Source organism: Mesonia sp. K7 (assembly GCF_003233725.1).
Classification (GTDB): Bacteria; Bacteroidota; Bacteroidia; order Flavobacteriales; family Flavobacteriaceae; genus Mesonia.
Map to the genome: position 1 here is coordinate 15,176 of NZ_QKQV01000009.1, position 17,533 is coordinate 32,708.

The following is a 17,533-nucleotide window of genomic DNA, read 5'->3' on the forward strand; positions in this document are numbered from 1 at the left end:
TCAAAACATCCTTTTAAAGAAAAGATAGCTAAAATTTGCTTTTAATACCCTATGATTAGAGCTGCGCTTAGCATATTTCCATTAGCATTAGAGTTTTCAAAAATAGAGTTTAAGTGATACCTTATGTTAAGTTTTAACGGCCCATAACCTGCATAAGCACTTAATCCGTAAAGAAAATCTTCTGTGTTATACGGCCTTTGAATAGATTGCCTCACTGTCTCTCCTTCGTCTTCGTATTTAAAACTTTGTGAAAAACCTATTTTCACTCCTAAAAATCCTCCTATTCCGTAATTCCAATCGCTATTTAAATCATACATAGCGCGATCTTCTGAATAATCAATTTTTGTTTTCCCAAATTCAAAATGTACAGGAACAACCAAATTTACAAGACTAAAACTTGATCTATCTAATTCTATCGGCGATTCTACCAATTCTGCTTGATTGGCTTGGTTTACAAAAATTTTACTGTCTTTAATTCCAACTATATTACTCGTAAGCTCAAGACCATAGTTTAATCTATATTCTGGAGATGCTCTTGAAAAAACCGTTGTAAATTTTACACCTGCAAAAAAATTAAACCCAACATTTTCATAAGCATCCTGTGATTGATTAGCAACCGTGCTAATTCCTAAACCAACATAGGTATTTGGAAAAAAAACTCTTGGTATGGAATCTAAGGCAGACATTTTTTTGGTATCGGTCAGAACAGCACCTATATCTATATAAAAATCTTGCGCCAGGCTCTCACTTTGGTTTCTTTTAATTAGATCTATATTCAAATCGATTAAATCATATTGATTTTCAATATTCATCGCGTGTAATTTTGCTGCCTCTTGTTTAAGTTCATCAGCTTTTTCTTGACTTATTTCTCTAGCTTCTAAGCGTTCATTTATTGTTTTTACTTTAAGTTTCAGTTTTTCTTTTTCCAGTTTTTCTACCGTCTCTTTTTGAGCTTGCAATTCTTCGATTTTAATTTGAGCTTTAGGTTTTTCTACTTGTGACCATAAAACTGATGAGGTTAACAAAAATGTTATAAAGAATATTTTTTTCATAATGGTAATAGTTTATAGTTATTTATATCGTTTACAGTTAATTTTTCAGAAAGGCAATGGGTGATTTTATTTGAGAAAAGCTATTTTCTATAAAATTATGTATTTGTTTTCCTAAAGAAGGGTTTAAATCTATTTCTACCTCATTAAGTAATGCTTGTGCGTTAATACTATTATTGGTTTCTTTTAAAATTTTATCAGTTAAAATTTCTTTTTGTGCAGCTGCCAATAAACCATCAACTTCTTCTTCGATGTTTTTCGCTTGAAGCGGAGTTTGAGGTCCTTTGCTATTTTCAGCCATCAAAACTTTAATCGTTTTTGTTTCCTTTGTTTTGGATAAATGGTTTTCTGCTGTACCTTTTACTGGCTTTTCATTTTTCAACAATTCTTCTTTAGGGAAAACTTGTTCTATTTTATCAGCAGTATAAACTTTTTCACCTTCTATTTCTTCAAAAAGAAGATTTTCTTTTTTAGTGGTTTCTTGATTATTCTCTATTTTTTCAGGTTTGGTTTCCGTAACTTTCACTTCACTACCTTTATCTAACGTAAAGAAAAAACTCGTCACCAAAATTCCAATCAAAAAACTAGCAGCAATGCCCAACCACCATTTTTTTGAGGATCTTTTAGCTTCCGCGGAAGCTAACTCGTTAGAAAGTTGATCCCAACCACTAGCAGCAGGAGTGATTTCCCTTGCTTCTAACTTTTCTTTGATATTTTTTTCCCAATTATCCATGTGACTTTTCGTTTTTGTCCTGTAACTTTTCTTGTAAAAGTTTCCTGGCTTTGTGCAGTTGTGATTTTGAAGTGCTTTCCGAAATACGTAATGTCTTTGCAATTTCCTGATGCTTAAAACCTTCGATGGCATACATCACAAACACTACTTTATAACCGCTGGGTAAATCATCGATGAGGCTTTGTATTTCGTCTGCGTTTTCGCTTATACTATCGGTCTGTAACTCCAATTTATCTTGGTGTTTTTCGATTTCATCGGTAAGCATCAGTTCTTTTTTTGCTCGGAGGAAATCGATGGCTTCGAACACCATAACCCTACGCACCCAAGCTTCAAAACTACCTTTGTTTTTGTATTGGTTTATTTTGGTAAAAACCTTAAAAAAACCTTTGAGCATGACATCTTCCGCAAAGTGCAAATCTTTGATATACATTCTACACACACTCAACATTTTTGGAGCCAAGAGATGATATAGCTGCTGTTGTGCCAAACGATTGTGCTCTTTGGCTTTTTGCACCATATGCTCAATATTTTTATGTAAAGCAACTACTTTCACTTTGCGGTTTGTGTCTCTATTTATATAGACGAGAAGTTGGTAAAAAAGGTTGCCTTGAAGGTAGAAAAAATATTACTTTTTTCTGTCGATGACATAGTTGATCATCGTCACAAGTGATTCTTTATAAGGCGAGTCTGGGTATTTTTGAAGAATCTCTGAGGCTTCTTGTTGGTAGGCTTTCATTTTTTTGACCGCGTAATCCAATCCGCCTTTTTCTTTTACAAAAGTGATGACCTCTTTGACTCTTTTAGAATTTTTATTGTGGTTTTTGACAGAATTGATGAGCCAACTTTTTTCTTTAGCATCACAATTATTCAAGACATAAATCAACGGAAGGGTCATTTTTTGTTCTTTGATGTCGATACCTGTTGGCTTGCCAATTTTTTCTTCGCCATAATCAAACAAGTCATCTTTGATTTGGAAAGCCATGCCGATGAGTTCACCAAACTTTCGCATCTTTTCGACGTCTTTAGAAGCTGGTTTTACCGCTGCAGCACCCAAACTGCAACAAGCCGCAATGAGCGTGGCTGTTTTTTGGCGGATGATTTCGTAATATACTTCTTCGGTGATATCGAGTCGTCTTGCTTTTTCGATTTGTAAAAGTTCGCCTTCGCTCATCTCGCGTACGGCTACCGAAATAATTTTGAGCAAATCGAAATCGTCGTTATCGATAGAAAGCAACAAACCTTTAGACAATAGAAAATCACCTACCAAGACGGCAATTTTGTTTTTCCATAACGCATTGATCGAGAAAAACCCGCGACGTCGATTGCTATCATCCACCACATCATCATGCACCAAAGTGGCAGTGTGTATGAGCTCTATGACCGAGGCACCACGATAGGTTCTGTCGTTGACTTCGTTGTTGTTACTGATCATTTTAGCCACCAAAAAAACAAACATCGGGCGCATTTGTTTGCCTTTACGGTTCACCACATAATGGGTAATACGGTTGAGCAATGCCACGCGGGAAGACATAAAAAGATGGAACTTTTTTTCGAAAAGTTCCATCTCGTGGGCTATGGGTTGTTTTATTTTTTCTATTGGCTTCAAGATACAAGAATTTTATTTGACCTCTTCTACTTTATTTCGATAAAGTGATTTATCAACACATTTTTCCATTGCCTTTTTATTTAAATCTTTTCCTATGAATGATTCAACCTTTTTGATTTCATTCTGAGGATTTTCCAAAACATTTTTGTAATCTATATATATTAATTCTACCCCGGGTTGTTTTTCTTTCCAATGATCCACAAACTCTAATTGCTTATAGAACGAGTTGTACATACTCACAGAAATAGTTTTTTTATCTTTACCTATCATTTTTTGTTGTGATAATAAAACTTCATCAATATCTCTTTTCATAAAGATAATTTTGTACCTGTATTTTGGGTCTAAAAATTTTAAAAGCGGAGCAACAACCTTTAAAGATTTATTTTGAGCTTCACTTAGCCAAGAATTATCCTTATGCAAACTCATTACTTTTTCATATTCATAATAACCTTTAGGATTTGAGTGGTCTGCTTTTCGCTTACCATCAGTTAAAGTATCTATACCACCTTTGTCCATCATTTGCATCATTAAGGAGGTTCCAGATCTAGGCAAACCTGATACTATAGTAATCTGATTATCCCAACCTTTACTTGCTGATTTATCTTTAAGGTTTAAAGGCTTATTTATTTTTTCCACAACATTCTCTATTGCCTTTTCTACTTTGGAATAAGTTTTTGGTTTTAACCTAGATGCTGTTTCATAGGCTATCTTAGCATTTTCTAAATCTCCTAATTTTTCTAGTGCTCTTCCTAATGTGTAATGAGCTATAGAATTGTACTTTACTAGTTCAATAGCTGTTAAAGCATATTCTGCAGCCTCTTCATATTCTTTTAAATCTATTAAGTTTTCTGCAATGGCTACATGATATTTAGATTTTCCAGACTCTATCTCAATTGCTTTTTCAAAAGCTATTTGAGCCGCATCAAAATTATTTAATGCATTTCTTAAAACACCTATCTTATACCAAAGCTCAGCATTGGGTCTTTTAGTTTTGCTCTGCTCTACCACATCTTCAAGCACCTTAAGGGCTTTCAATGGTTTTCCATTACCTTGTAATATTTCTGACTCAATAAAATATAAATTATAAGTTACTTCGGTTTTTGATTTTTTTAAAAGGTTAAAATAGTTTTCTGCTTTTTCAAAGTCTTTTTCTTTTAAATAGATACTTATTAGATCCATATAAAATGGTGCCTTATCTTGCTCATCTTCATTGATTAAGTCTAACAATATTTCTTTAGCATTTACCATATCCTTTTTCCCTATATAAACTCGAGCTAGATTATGTTTTAAATCACATTTAGTTTTTTTTACAGCTTTCTCTATCTTTCCGTCTGGCTTTTCGATATAACCCAATTCTATTAACTGATTAAGGGTTTCCTCATCAGAAAGCGTATCACTTTTCTCTTCACGGTTTTTTAGTTCTCCAAAATCCCCTTCTATTTTGTCCCAACTGTTAACATATTGAATTTTACTTTTTGAATCTTTAAAAATATCAAGAGCAACATTTCCATCCATGTCCTTGCCTATAGGTAGGTTAAAGTGATATAGAATTGTAGGTGCTACATCAATTAAGCCTAAGCCATAAACCTTCTCATTTTTTTTAATATTGGGGCCGCTCGCTACAAAAATTCCAAATTGACGATGGTCCATCGCAGCAGCAGCTTGGACTTTAGGCATCTTAAGCATTCTTTTATGACCAGATTCAAACCCATGGTCAGACATTACCATGACTGTTACGTCTTCTCCGGCTAAATCTAAAAGCCTTTCTAGCATCATATCCTGAAAGCGATACGCTCCATTTACTGCCTCTTTATATGTTTTATACTGCTGATCAGTAACTCCTTTCAATTGAGGAGGATGATACTTCATATACGCATGGCAAAAATGATCAATCATATCATAATAGATGGCCATAAAATCCCAATCACTTGTTCTCAACAGTCTTGTAGCTGCATTGTGAACAGATACATTCTCTGAAATTATTTTTGCTGTAGGCACAAGCCCCTTATTTTTTTCTTGATCTACTAAAGCCGCATTGGGAATAAAGGGTAATACATGTTCACTTGTTATTTCATGAGGAAACATTTTTAACTCTTTAAACTCTTTCAGTTTTTCTTTCGGATAAATAGCATCATCTGGAATAGGCTGTTGCTTTTTAGGGTCACCTGTAACTTTTTGAAATTTATCTGAAACTACCGTCCCATTTATAGGCTCTGCGGGATAACTTGGCCACCAACCCACAACGTTGCTCTTTAGTCCTTGGTTATGAAATATGTTCCATAACGCTCTAGTCTTTCTAGCGGTAACTGTTATTGGTCTTATGCCAGAATTATCATCAAGAGGTTCTATAAAGCCTAGGACTCCATGCTTATCTGGGGTTTTCCCTGTAGCTACAGAAGTCCACAACATTGGGGAAAAGGGTGGATTCATGGTACTCATGTTTCCATAAACCCCGTTTTCTATAATTTTTTTTAAAGTGGGCATTTGACCTTTGGCAATAAGAGGAAAAATAACATCCCAATCGGCAGCATCCCATCCTATTAATAACAGTTTATTTTTTTTCATTCTTTTTTCTTTCTTTTCTTATTTTCTTTTTCCACTCTGTAAAAACAACATCACCAGCTGCTAAAAGACCCAATGAACTTTCTATAGGTATATCCTTTATATCGATTATTTTATATTTTTTTTTATCCATATATTTTTAATTTTAAGCAAAAAACGCTATTTTTAATTTTTGAAACCTTAAAAGAAAAAAACTTTTAAACAAAAAACAACATATTATGAAAAAAAATGACTCTACTCAACTATCAAAAAAACTCATAAAGTATGGAGCTTTTTCAGCTGCTGTTCTAGGTGCCTCTACTGCAAACAGTCAAATTATGTATACCGACATAACAGATGAGACTGTTTCTACTGGTAATGTTGCTTTTTTTGACATCGATGGTGACGGCACAGATGATTATGCATTTTACGTAGGCAGTTCTCAGGGTGTGGCAAATTTTGCCTTAGCAATTCCTGCATCTGGTGTCACTTCCGCTGGCCCAGCTTTTAATTCTAATTCTATAGTGGGTGCACTCAACGGAAATTACGCCTATCCTTCTAATTTATCATTTGGGGCTACTATAGATTCAAACAATCAAGCTTTTAATGGTCAAGTAGGAACTCTTAATTTTTATGGATGCTATTTTTCTAGCAGTCAATTCTGTGATGGTCAAGATGGTTATGTAGGTCTACATATAGATATCGCAGGGCAAACTCATTATGGTTGGGCAAGAATTCAAGTTGCACAGGATGCCTCTACTATTACTATCAAAGATTTTGCATATGAAGCAACAGCTGGTACGGCTATTACAGCTGGAGATCAAGGCACTGCTTCAGCAGAAAACGAAATATTTAATGGCTTTGATTATTACATCAATAATAACGAATTGCATTTATCCTCTGCTACCTCTGCTATTGAAACGGCAACCATTTATGACATTACAGGTAAACAGATACAGAATCTTCAAATAAATAGCAATAACGGAATTGTTAATATTGGAAACCTTCAAAGTGGTGTTTATATTGCACAAGCTAATATCGAAGGACAAACCAAGTCTTTCAAGTTTGTAAAGAAATAGTTTAGAAACATAATTTTTATAGAAAAATCCGCTTTAAAAGCGGATTTTTTTTATATTTGGTCAATTAAAAAATAAATTCAAATGAAAAAAATTACTTTATTATTGGTTGCTTTTGCAGCAACTTTTACGATGAACGCACAAACTAATATATCTTTCGAAGCTTCAGAAGGATACACTTTAGGCAATATTCACAATCAAGATGGCTGGGTAGTTGTCGGTGACGGTAGCGGTGGCGTTGTACAAAATCAATTGGTCTCTGACGAAGAAGCTTCAGACGGTACATTTTCTTTTAAAATTTCTAGAGAAAGCGCTTTTCCTCAACAAAGTAGTTTTATTGTTGGAGCCCTAAAAACATTATCTACAACGATTTCAAATACTGCCTCGGTTATGGAATTCGATATGTTCATTAATTTTGCAGCTGGTGCTGATGGGGTAAATACTGCGGTAAGATTTATTGCAAGTGATGACAGTACAGGCCCTGTAATTGCCTTTCTTGCTGACGGCTCAATATTAGTTCCAGACGAGGATGCTAATGGAGATTTAGTATTTACTGATTCAGGAGAAGTATGGACTGGTTTAACTTGGTTTACATTTAAAGTAGAATTAGGAACAACCGCAAAATATTTCCTTAACGGAACTGAAATTTATGATGGTATAAATTTTGTTACTGCTGATTTAAATAGAATTAGATTTGCTCACGATAATGCTGGGACAGATGCTCAAGCAAGCTCTGTATACATGGACAATTTAACTTATAGCAATACTGCTTCAAATGATATTAATAAAATCAACAGTTTCACACACTATGTAACTAATGACTTATTGAATGTTAAATCAGACAGTACTATCTCTAATATTGATATCTACAACCTAATAGGTCAAAAAGTAAATCAAACTGAAATCAACAACACTAACGGTCAAGTAAACATTGCTAACCTACAGAACGGTGTTTATGTTGGTCAAGTAACCATCGACGGTCAAACAAAATCTTTTAAATTTGTAAAGAAATAATTTAAGGTTTTACTTGATTATATAAAATAAAAAACCCGCCTAAAAAGGCGGGTTTTTTATTTACCATTTATGTAATTACATACCCCTAAATCCCCTCTTCTTAGAGTGGACTTTTTTATTTATTGAGAAGATTTATTGGCCAATTGCCCACAAGCGGCATCGATATCTTTTCCGCGAGAGCGACGTACGGTTACCGTAATATGATTTCGCTCTAAAGCTTTTTGATAGGCTTCGGTCACTTCACCAGCTGCTTGTTGAAACTCACCATCGTCAATCGGATTGTACTCAATGATGTTTACTTTGCAAGGTATGAGTTTACAAAAATGAACCAAGGCATCTATATCTTCTTTTCTATCATTTATTCCCTTCCAAATTAAATATTCATAGGTTACTTTCTTTTTGGTTTTCTCATACCAATAGACTAAAGATTCTTTAAGTTCACTTAAGGGAAATGTCTCATTAAAAGGCATAATTTGTGTTCTCACTTCATCTATCGCCGAATGCAATGATAAGGCAAGGTTAAATTTTACTTCGTCGTCTGCCAGCTTTTTAATCATTTTAGGGATACCCGATGTAGAAACGGTAATCCGCTTAGGCGACATGCCTAAACCTTCGGGTGAAGTTATTTTTTCGATAGCTTTAAGCACGTTGTTATAGTTCATCAAAGGTTCGCCCATCCCCATAAACACAATGTTGGAAAGTGGCATCTGATTGTACAACCTACTTTCTTGATCGATTGCTACTACTTGATCGTATATTTCGTCAGGATTGAGGTTACGCATTCTTTTTAATCGTGCGGTGGCACAAAACTTACAATCCAAGCTACAACCTACTTGCGAAGAAACACAAGCCGTTGTTCGTGAAAAGGTAGGAATAAGTACCGACTCCACCGTTAAACCATCGTGTAACGTGACTGCATTTTTTATGGTCCCGTCATTACTGCGCTGCATCGTATCTACTTTGATGTGGTTGATTACAAAATTGTCTTCGAGCATTTGGCGTGTTTCTTTAGAAATGTTGGTCATTTCTTCAAAAGAGTGTGCGCTTTTGCTCCACAACCATTCGTAGACTTGATTGCCACGAAAAGCTTTGTCTCCTTGACTTACAAAAAAATCACGGAGTTGCTCTTTGGTTAAAGCTCGTATGTCTTTTTTCTCTGGTTTCACACTGCAAAGATAATAGAAATAAAAAGCCTGTTTTTACAAACAGGCTTTTTACAATGTTTTTAACTTATTTACAGAATAAGCATGGCATCGCCGTAACTGTAAAATTTATATTTTTCCTTGATGGCTTCCGCGTAAGCTTTCTCCATTAAATCATGTCCTGCAAAGGCTGAAATCATCATTAATAGAGTTGATTTTGGGGTATGAAAATTTGTAATCATACAATTCGCAATACTAAAATCGTACGGAGGGAAGATAAACTTATTGGTCCAGCCTTGAAACTCGTTAAGCTGCCCATTAGAAGAAACTGCACTTTCTAAAGTTCTCATAACGGTTGTACCCACCGCACATACTTTTCTTTTTTCTACAATCGCTTTATTGACTATTTGAGTTGCCGTCTTATCAATAATTGCTTCTTCGCTATCCATTTTATGCTTCGAAAGGTCTTCTACTTCTACCGGACTAAAAGTTCCTAAACCAACGTGAAGTGTTACTTCAGCAAGGTTTACCCCTTTTATTTCCAACCTTTTTAAGAGGTGTTTTGAAAAGTGCAAACCAGCAGTTGGAGCTGCCACTGCACCTTCGTTTTTTGCATAAATGGTTTGGTAACGTTCAGCATCTTCTGGCTCTACCTCTCTTTTGATGTATTTTGGAAGTGGCGTTTCCCCTAGCTCGGTTAATTTCTTTCTGAAATCTTCGTACGAACCGTCATATAAGAAACGTAATGTTCTTCCACGTGAAGTGGTATTATCAATTACTTCTGCCACCAAACTCTCGTCGTCACCAAAATAAAGCTTGTTCCCAATTCTTATTTTTCTAGCAGGATCTACCAAAACATCCCATAATCTGGTTTCTGGATTTAATTCTCTTAAAAGAAAAACCTCGATTCTCGCACCGGTTTTCTCTTTGTTACCAAATAATCTCGCTGGAAATACCTTTGTATTGTTAAGCACCATTACATCATCGGTATCGAAATAGTTAATGAGGTCTTTAAACATTTTATGTTCTATCGTACCTTCTTTTCTATTTACAACCATTAATCTGGCTTCGTCTCTGTGTTCTGATGGATACTCGGCAAGTAATTCTTTTGGTAGTTCAAAGTTGAACTGAGATAATTTCATCCCCATTTTTGTGTATTTTTTTAGAACGGCAAATATACAACTATCGCATGGGCGATGTCAAGTAAATGACTTACTTTTTCTTAAAAATCACAGAATTAGCTTACGGGTATCAGCTCAAAATTTAGTTTCTGCAATGCTTCCCAAAATTTCGGAAAAGATTTTTGGACCACTTTTACATTTTGTATGGTTAACGAAGTTCTTAAAGCCAACGGAGCGAAAGCCATTGCCATTCTATGGTCTTCATAGGTTTTTATCGTGACATCTTCTTTTAGCTTCCGCGGAATTGGAGTAAGTATTAACGATTCTTTATCTATAAGAACTTTAGCACCAAATTTTTCTATTTCTGCTTTTAACGCCACTAATCGGTTGGTTTCTTTAGCAACCAAAGTTTCTAAGCCTGTAAGTTGACACTCGACCCCTAAACCTAGGCAAGTGACTGCAATGGTCTGGGCTAGATCTGGAGTTTGGTTGAGATTAAGTTTGATTTTTTGAGGTAAATCTTTTGAAGCTTTTTCTAATCGAATTCCTGTTTCGCCAAACGTAGTTTTTACTCCAAATTGCTCATAGATTTCAACCAATCTGGCATCCCCTTGTAAGCTTTCTTTTTGAAAATTAGGCAACGTAATTTTAGCACTTTCAGAAAGCGCAACTATACTATAAAAATAAGACGCTGAGCTCCAATCGGGCTCAACCGCAAATCGAGTTGACCTTACTCGAGCTGGGTAGATTGTAATGTTATTTCCTTCGAAAGAAGTTTTTATTCCGAGTTGTTCTATCAAGCTCAACGTCATTAAAATATAAGGACGCGAAGTAATTTTTCCGTTAAGGGAAATGGTAAATACGCTATCAAATTTGGTCGCTATCAATAAAATGGCGGTAATAAATTGGCTACTGATATGAGCCTCCATCTCAATAGCATTTCCTACTATTTTTTTCCCTTTTATCCTTAAAGGTGGAAAACCTTCTTCTCCCAAGCATTGGATATCTGCTCCTAATTTTTGCAACGCATCTACCAAAGGTTGAATGGGTCGTTGGTGCATTCTTTCGGAGCCTTTTAACACCACTTCTCTATTGTTCTGCGTTGCAAAAAAAGCGGTTAAAAAACGCATTGCCGTTCCGGCATGACCGATATTTATTTTATTGCTTTTACTTTTTAAAGCGGTTTGTAAAACTTGGGTATCTTGAGCATCAGACAGGTTTTTTATCTGAACTTCTGGATGTAAGGCTTGTAAAATCAACAATCGGTTCGACTCACTTTTAGAACCCGAAATATTTATTTCGCCTCTAAGCTCTTTGGGTGTTATTTGAACCCGAAAGTCCATCTACGAGTTTTTCTTTTGTTGGTTTTTTAGATTTCGATAAAACCGAAAATAAACCACCACAAAACCATAGACCGCACCACTTAGCACATTTGCAAACACAAACTTTGAAATGTTTTTGGAAACGTAATTTGTAAAGTAGGTATCAAAATCAAAGCCGTATTGTAAACTTACATACAATAAATTGTAGAAGATGATAAAGAGCATCGCCAAAATCAATACTGATTTCCAGAAACTCGGCATTTTTATGATTTGTTTAAACATTTATTTTAGTTTTTTGTTTTGTTGATGGCGATCGTGGTCTCTCTTCGTTTTGAGATCTAATTTTCTATCGAAAGCTTCTTGTAAATTGACTCCCGTTTGGTTAGCCAAACACAAGACCACAAAAACCACATCGGCCAGTTCTTCACCTAAATCTTTGTTTTTATCAGATTCTTTTTCGCTTTGTTCGCCATAGCGACGAGCAATAATACGGGCTACTTCCCCAACTTCTTCGGTTAGTTGAGCCATATTGGTAAGCTCGTTGAAGTAACGAACCCCATGTTCTTTTATCCAATTGTCAACTGCTTTTTGGGCGTTTTGTATATTCATAGTTATACCTTTTCTAGTACAATTTGTTTTGATTGTAATTCTACAATTTTATCAAAATACTCTTTTAAGCTCTTATAATCTTCTTTAAACACTCTATTATTTTTCATAGTTTCTTCTAAAGAAACCCGAATGAAACCGTTTGATTCGGTAATTAGATATTTAAAATCACCTATATTACTCCCAAAAGTTATGTGTTTTGATTCTGGCAAACTTTTTACCTTATAACCTTCTGGAACTTTAATGTTTAAAACCATTTTATCTTGGTATGGAGCAAAAAAATCTACTGGATAATTTCTTTCGTCTGCTTTAAAAGGAGTTGTTTTATACCTCCCAAATATTAATGGGTTAAAAAGAATTTCATCACCTATTAAAGAATAAGCATTTGATTTTTTATAGTTAAAATCTTCTTGTACTCTCTGGGACTCTTCATCATTCATATCGTACTCTTCAATCACTAAATCTTCCCATTGCTTTTCCTTCTCGCTTATATATTCTTCTTCAGAGCTATTATAGTATTGTCGTTTTGCGTAATAAGCATAATGATTTTTCTTCATTTCTTTAAAACTTCCAAAAACTGATTTGTCTGAAAAATCAAACTCTAAATTTACTAGTTTGATTCCTATTGCCATTCGTGGAGATTGCAGATTAATCTGGTTCCATAAATTTTGATAAGGATCTACCACTAAACCAAAGTAATTATAAGCTCTACGTGGAAGAATATTTGGTTCACTGTAAATATCTGTAGCATCAAGAAGAAAATCTTTATCATCTATCTTTACATAAGCAACAACATAATTAAGGTGTGTTATGGTAGGTATGATTGGTCTCATAAAATCTCTTGTCGTTAAAACAATTGGTACTGCCTCGAGGCCCGCATGCCGCAACATAGAAACTAAACTTAGATTTACATCTGCAACATTTCCTGTCTTTTCTTTGAAAGCTTTACGAATACCGTTTTCAAAATACTTTCCATATCGATTATTCCAGGAGATGTGTTCTTTGGTAAACCTCAACACTTTATGCATTTTTTCTATTGGATCTGTCGTTCCTTGAAGGTAGGTCGTTAATTCATCTCTATAGGAAGCATCTTTTGTCAAGCCGTTTTTGTAATCTTCATGCTCTGTTAATGTTTTAGCTACATCATTCCAGTTCAAGGAATAAACTTTAACATCTCCATTGGCGTAACTTACCGCTACAATTTCAAATAAAGTACCTGCTATATAATTATCTATATTATCTACCCATTTTTCTGACTTGATTGCCGGGACGTTGCTTATAGAGTATTCATATTTATTTACTTTATTATTTGCTTTATTGTCAAAAATATCTTTTTCTTCTTTTACATTAGGAAAAACAAAACCTTTAGGGAGTCTATTAAACTGCATATAGGTAGGAATCTTAACCTCTGCATAAAAATCTCTTATGGGAATATCGTCTTGGTACCTCAACTCTTCGATATTGAAAAAAAATGGAGATCTAATATGGTATGAATACTCTACGACAGAGCCATCTTGCACATTAGGCATCGTAAATTTCACAACATCATTAAATTCGTTATGATTGGTTTCAAATACTTGACTATTCTCAAGTTTGTCTTTTACTATTTTATCTCCGGATAAATTGTAGGTAGCTCCTTTTAAATGGTGTATCTTCTCCTTTTCTGTTTCGCCTTTGTAGAGATAAACTTCATGAGACGCATGGCTTAGAGCGTCATCAGAGGTATTGTAAAACTTGATACGCTTATGAACTTCTGTTACTAACATCAATTCATTACCGGTAAGTTCAAAGTAAATTTTCTTCTCAAAATCTATTATTTCTGCATCTGCAGTAGCATCTATTAGACTTTGATCTTGCTTTAAAATTTCTTCAGAAATTTTTCCATATTTTAAATCTTGAGAAAAACTAATTTGCGTAAGTAGTATTGATAAAATAAATAGTAGGTTTCTTTTCATTTTTAGATTTTTTTTATTGATGCTTTTGCTTTTTCTTCTGTAGAAACATGATTTATAAATTCGTAATAGCTTTCATATTTTTCTTTAGGGTACTCTCCTTGGGAAAGTAAAAAGGATTTATATACATGAATTTTATCATTCTCTAGCGTGATTTTTCTTGTGTATTTTCCAAACTCTGAATTTAAAATCACATCTTCTGGCACAAATTCTATTTGATAATTTTCTGGTAAATCTATCGCTATAAAATCTTCATCATAAAAACCTCTTTGTATTTTAAAATCGTTTTCTCTGTTATGATACCGCTTTGGTGTATGGCTAAACGGATTAAGTATATTTAATTGAAGAAGCATTCGATCGTTTATGACTTCACCAAAATGTGTACCCGTAAAAGCAAATTTTTCTTTCAATTTTAAACTGTCTTTTGTCTCTACAAAAGTGTGGTTTTGTACTTCTAAATTATTAATCTGACTCCAAAATCTTTTATCGCGCTTTTTTAGTTCTTCTTTTTCTAAACTAGCTACATAGGATCTATTACTGTACTGAGTTCCTTTGGTTAAAAGACTTCCCTCTACGTTAATTTTTCCTTGCGTATTAAAAGAAATATTTGCCTCTAATTTTTGATAGTTATCTTTGTTGGAGTAAGCTGGTGTTTTTACAATTTCGCTACCTGAGGGTTTTATCACAAAAGCATATCTATCATCTGTAAAATCACCTAAAAAAGCATATGGATTTGTTCTACTTGTACAATCTATCCAGTTATAAGTATTATTTTTTTCTGGAATTGCCAAAATCATATGGTTTCCATCTATAAAATTGGGGAAGTCTTTGGTAACATTAACTTTACTCCTTCCCGCCTCTATAATCGCTAAATAGGATTCTATACCTATTGCTTCTAACAGCGATCTTGTATAATTAGACAAGCCTTTACAGTCTCCATATTTTTTCTCATCTACTTCCTCTGCAGAAATGGGCTGTAAGCCTCCGACACCAATTTGCACACTAATGTATCGAAAATTATTTTGAACATAGTTATATACTGCAGCAGCTTTTTCTCGTTTACTGGTCAAATCTTTGGTTAAACTTTTAATTTCATTAAGCGTTTCTTCGCTTAAATCAGATTTTCCATTTAATAATTCAGCATAATACCAACTTCCTAACGCATCCCAGCTTGTTATTCCCTGCGCTTTATATTTATATAAATTGAAATTTTCTAATCTCGTCATAATATTAGGAAACCTTCTAGAAGGATCAATACTCAACTCCTCACTCTTAAAAGAAGGCATCTCATTAATTTCATATTCATACCCATCAGCTGTAATCGTCTTATTTATACCTAAACCCTCAAAAGAATTCTCTTTAAAATAAGCTTTATTTTTTTTGGTATCGTATTTAAAAATATACTTTGAGTTTTTCACCTTTACATCAGAACGATTTACAAAATAAAAAGTAGGAATTAAGCCTGTATTTTCTGAAACAATTGTTTTTTCAAAGATTACTGTATAAGGATATGAAATGGGGTTAAAGGGTAAAGCTTTCACCCTACTGTCTTGATATAATGAGCTATTATCTACAGCAGCTTTATCATTAAAATCTCTAGCTTTAAATGATTTTAGTTTATTTCCTGAAGCATCAAAAACTTCTGCAGAAATATTTTTTACTTTTCTGGAATCGTCATACCAAGCATAAGCCTGTACAGCTTCATTTCCTTTTTGGTTATAAACGGTAATGACCTTATAATCACTTATTGTCATTTGGTCTATACTATTGATTTCTATCTCTCTTACATATTCTCGAATAAAAGCATTCACACCTCTATTTTCTTTTAATTCAAAATCTGTAATAAGGTAACCCTCTTGTGCCGTTATATTTTTAGAAAGTAAAATAAAGGTTAGGATATAAATCAGTCTATATTTCATCAACTATGCTTTTCTTTTGCCAAAACTATAAAAAAACAAACACTTCTTATTCTTTATTTTTCGAATCTATAATTATGGTTACCGGACCATCGTTAATGAGCGAAACTTTCATATCTGCTCCAAATTCTCCTGTGGCAACCTCTTTACGCAACAAGCTTTCTAACGAAATTTTAAAACTCTCATATAATGGAATCGCGACTTCAGGTTTTGCCGCTTTGATAAAACTTGGGCGGTTTCCTTTTTTAGTGCTCGCGTGTAACGTAAATTGACTTATCAACAAGACTTTTCCATCGATATCCAGTAAAGATTTATTCATTAACCCTTCTTCATCAGGAAACACACGCAAATTAACGATTTTTTTACATAACCAATCGACGTCTTCTTGGGTGTCTTCATTTTCTATTCCTAATAAAATTAGAAAACCTTGCTGAATCGCCCCTGCAATTCTTTGATTGATTTTAACACTCGCTTCAGAAACTCGCTGTATGACTACTCTCATTTGTTGGTATAAATATCGGTTCTATAGTTTTCGTCTTCTCCTTCTATCATTTGCAAATACGACTTGTACCTCGACCAAGCAATTTCATTCTTTTCCAATGCATTTTTCACTTCACATTTAGGCTCATCGATATGCAAACAGTTATTGAATTTGCACAAATACTTTCGCTGAAAAAACTCAGGAAAATAATCCCCTAACTCCTCTTTTTCTATTTCTACAATCCCAAAACCTTTGATCCCCGGTGTATCGATAATTTTAGCATCAAAAGACAAATCATACATTTCTGCAAAAGTCGTTGTGTGTTGGCCTTGTAAATGTTGTTCAGAGATTTCTGCCGTTTTTAGATTGAGGTTAGGTTCGATAGCATTTATTAAAGTAGACTTTCCTACGCCGCTATGACCAGAGAACAAACATGTTTTTCCTCGCATGAGCTCTTTTACTTTATCCACATTATTTTTCTGTTTTGCAGAAATTTCCACGCAAGTGTAACCTATATTTTCATAAAGTGATTTGAGAAATTTTACCTCCAAAACTTCTTCTTCGTTATAGGTATCTATTTTATTAAACAGAATTACCGATTGAATGTCATAAGCTTCGGCAGTGACCAAAAACCGATCGATAAAACTGGTGAATGTAGGAGGATTATTTATAGTGACCATCAAAAAAGCCCTATCGATATTAGCGGCAATAATATGGGTTTGTTTAGAAAGGTTGACCGATTTTCTAATGATATAATTTTTACGAGCTTCTATCTTTTGGATCACACCTGTTTTCTCTTCACCTGCATCGTCTATTTTAAAAACTACCTGATCACCAACCGCAACGGGATTGGTATTTTTAATTCCTTTTATTCTGAATTTTCCTTTGATGCGACAATTATAAAACACACCGTCCTGACCTTTTACAAGGTACCAACTTCCAGTAGATTTATAAACGGTTCCGTTCACGTAAGT

Annotated in this window: 17 protein-coding genes; 2 read left to right on the top strand and 15 right to left on the bottom strand. The window is 34.2% G+C overall.

Annotated features, from left to right (window positions below; all coding sequences use genetic code 11):
* Positions 1 to 41: 41 nt before the first annotated feature.
* The 6 genes from DNG35_RS07610 to DNG35_RS12175 all read right to left on the bottom strand — a co-directional run bounded on the left by DNG35_RS07610 (position 42) and on the right by DNG35_RS12175 (position 6,083).
* Entirely contained in the window at positions 42 to 1,052 is a 1,011-nt protein-coding gene (locus DNG35_RS07610) for a hypothetical protein (protein WP_146228843.1), read from the bottom strand.
* A 37-nt stretch (positions 1,053 to 1,089) separates the two neighbouring features.
* Positions 1,090 to 1,782 carry a hypothetical protein gene (locus DNG35_RS07615; RefSeq protein WP_111127506.1) on the bottom strand — a complete coding sequence of 231 codons (693 nt, stop codon included), beginning with the start codon at positions 1,780 to 1,782 and terminating at the stop codon, positions 1,090 to 1,092.
* Entirely contained in the window at positions 1,775 to 2,335 is a 561-nt protein-coding gene (locus DNG35_RS07620) for an RNA polymerase sigma factor (protein ID WP_111127508.1), read from the bottom strand. Before DNG35_RS07620 ends, DNG35_RS07615 begins: the two co-directional genes overlap by 8 nt.
* Before the next feature lie 72 nt (positions 2,336 to 2,407).
* Entirely contained in the window at positions 2,408 to 3,388 is a 981-nt protein-coding gene (locus DNG35_RS07625; RefSeq protein WP_111127510.1) for a polyprenyl synthetase family protein, read from the bottom strand.
* 12 nt (positions 3,389 to 3,400) lie between these two features.
* Positions 3,401 to 5,953 (bottom strand): alkaline phosphatase family protein, encoded by a 2,553-nt coding sequence (locus tag DNG35_RS07630; protein ID WP_111127512.1) that lies wholly within the window; start codon positions 5,951 to 5,953, stop codon positions 3,401 to 3,403.
* Complete coding sequence (locus tag DNG35_RS12175) at positions 5,940 to 6,083, bottom strand: hypothetical protein (RefSeq protein ID WP_158524881.1); 144 nt, start codon at positions 6,081 to 6,083, stop codon at positions 5,940 to 5,942. The genes DNG35_RS07630 and DNG35_RS12175 overlap by 14 nt, the downstream gene beginning before the upstream one ends.
* Before the next feature lie 85 nt (positions 6,084 to 6,168).
* Here DNG35_RS12175 and DNG35_RS07635 point away from each other — a divergent pair, with 85 nt between their 5' ends.
* Positions 6,169 to 7,008: a T9SS type A sorting domain-containing protein gene (locus DNG35_RS07635; RefSeq protein ID WP_111127514.1), complete on the top strand. Its 840-nt coding sequence runs from the start codon at positions 6,169 to 6,171 to the stop codon at positions 7,006 to 7,008.
* A gap of 81 nt (positions 7,009 to 7,089) precedes the next feature.
* Complete coding sequence (locus DNG35_RS07640) at positions 7,090 to 8,019, top strand: T9SS type A sorting domain-containing protein (protein ID WP_111127516.1); 930 nt, start codon at positions 7,090 to 7,092, stop codon at positions 8,017 to 8,019.
* A gap of 119 nt (positions 8,020 to 8,138) precedes the next feature.
* Here DNG35_RS07640 and rlmN read toward each other — a convergent pair whose 3' ends face one another.
* The 9 genes from rlmN to rsgA all read right to left on the bottom strand — a co-directional run bounded on the left by rlmN (position 8,139) and on the right by rsgA (position 17,527).
* Entirely contained in the window at positions 8,139 to 9,185 is a 1,047-nt protein-coding gene (gene rlmN / locus DNG35_RS07645; protein WP_111127518.1) for a 23S rRNA (adenine(2503)-C(2))-methyltransferase RlmN, read from the bottom strand.
* Between the two features lie 68 nt (positions 9,186 to 9,253).
* Positions 9,254 to 10,303, bottom strand: coding sequence for a tRNA preQ1(34) S-adenosylmethionine ribosyltransferase-isomerase QueA (queA, locus tag DNG35_RS07650; protein WP_111127520.1), 1,050 nt, complete (start codon positions 10,301 to 10,303; stop codon positions 9,254 to 9,256).
* 95 nt (positions 10,304 to 10,398) lie between these two features.
* The gene (gene aroA / locus DNG35_RS07655) at positions 10,399 to 11,625 is read right to left on the bottom strand and encodes a 3-phosphoshikimate 1-carboxyvinyltransferase (RefSeq protein ID WP_111127522.1); all 1,227 of its coding nucleotides are present in this window, start codon (positions 11,623 to 11,625) and stop codon (positions 10,399 to 10,401) included.
* On the bottom strand, positions 11,626 to 11,886 hold the full coding sequence (locus tag DNG35_RS07660) for a hypothetical protein (RefSeq protein ID WP_146228844.1): 261 nt from the start codon (positions 11,884 to 11,886) through the stop codon (positions 11,626 to 11,628). It lies immediately after the preceding gene.
* A complete protein-coding gene (locus tag DNG35_RS07665) occupies positions 11,887 to 12,213 on the bottom strand; it encodes a nucleotide pyrophosphohydrolase (RefSeq protein ID WP_111127526.1) in 327 nt (108 codons plus the stop codon).
* Positions 12,214 to 12,215: 2 nt separating this feature from the next.
* Positions 12,216 to 14,165: a DUF3857 domain-containing protein gene (locus tag DNG35_RS07670; RefSeq protein WP_111127528.1), complete on the bottom strand. Its 1,950-nt coding sequence runs from the start codon at positions 14,163 to 14,165 to the stop codon at positions 12,216 to 12,218.
* A gap of 2 nt (positions 14,166 to 14,167) precedes the next feature.
* Positions 14,168 to 16,081 carry a DUF3857 domain-containing transglutaminase family protein gene (locus DNG35_RS07675; protein ID WP_111127530.1) on the bottom strand — a complete coding sequence of 638 codons (1,914 nt, stop codon included), beginning with the start codon at positions 16,079 to 16,081 and terminating at the stop codon, positions 14,168 to 14,170.
* 46 nt (positions 16,082 to 16,127) lie between these two features.
* The gene (dtd, locus tag DNG35_RS07680; RefSeq protein ID WP_111127532.1) at positions 16,128 to 16,580 is read right to left on the bottom strand and encodes a D-aminoacyl-tRNA deacylase; all 453 of its coding nucleotides are present in this window, start codon (positions 16,578 to 16,580) and stop codon (positions 16,128 to 16,130) included.
* Positions 16,577 to 17,527, bottom strand: a complete 951-nt coding sequence (rsgA, locus tag DNG35_RS07685; protein WP_111127534.1) for a ribosome small subunit-dependent GTPase A — start codon at positions 17,525 to 17,527, stop codon at positions 16,577 to 16,579. Before rsgA ends, dtd begins: the two co-directional genes overlap by 4 nt.
* Positions 17,528 to 17,533: the final 6 nt, after the last annotated feature.

Bases quoted from the DNA above. Each gene is read 5' to 3' on its own strand.
- DNG35_RS07665 (WP_111127526.1), bottom strand. From the start codon at position 12,213: ATGAATATACAAAACGCCCAAAAAGCAGTTGACAATTGGATAAAAGAA.
- dtd (WP_111127532.1), bottom strand. From the start codon at position 16,580: ATGAGAGTAGTCATACAGCGAGTTTCTGAAGCGAGTGTTAAAATCAAT.
- aroA (WP_111127522.1), bottom strand. From the start codon at position 11,625: ATGGACTTTCGGGTTCAAATAACACCCAAAGAGCTTAGAGGCGAAATA.
- DNG35_RS12175 (WP_158524881.1), bottom strand. From the start codon at position 6,083: ATGGATAAAAAAAAATATAAAATAATCGATATAAAGGATATACCTATA.
- DNG35_RS07675 (WP_111127530.1), bottom strand. From the start codon at position 16,081: ATGAAATATAGACTGATTTATATCCTAACCTTTATTTTACTTTCTAAA.
- DNG35_RS07610 (WP_146228843.1), bottom strand. From the start codon at position 1,052: ATGAAAAAAATATTCTTTATAACATTTTTGTTAACCTCATCAGTTTTA.
- DNG35_RS07670 (WP_111127528.1), bottom strand. From the start codon at position 14,165: ATGAAAAGAAACCTACTATTTATTTTATCAATACTACTTACGCAAATT.
- DNG35_RS07615 (WP_111127506.1), bottom strand. From the start codon at position 1,782: ATGGATAATTGGGAAAAAAATATCAAAGAAAAGTTAGAAGCAAGGGAA.
- DNG35_RS07630 (WP_111127512.1), bottom strand. From the start codon at position 5,953: ATGAAAAAAAATAAACTGTTATTAATAGGATGGGATGCTGCCGATTGG.
- DNG35_RS07660 (WP_146228844.1), bottom strand. From the start codon at position 11,886: ATGTTTAAACAAATCATAAAAATGCCGAGTTTCTGGAAATCAGTATTG.
- queA (WP_111127520.1), bottom strand. From the start codon at position 10,303: ATGAAATTATCTCAGTTCAACTTTGAACTACCAAAAGAATTACTTGCC.
- DNG35_RS07635 (WP_111127514.1), top strand. From the start codon at position 6,169: ATGAAAAAAAATGACTCTACTCAACTATCAAAAAAACTCATAAAGTAT.
- DNG35_RS07640 (WP_111127516.1), top strand. From the start codon at position 7,090: ATGAAAAAAATTACTTTATTATTGGTTGCTTTTGCAGCAACTTTTACG.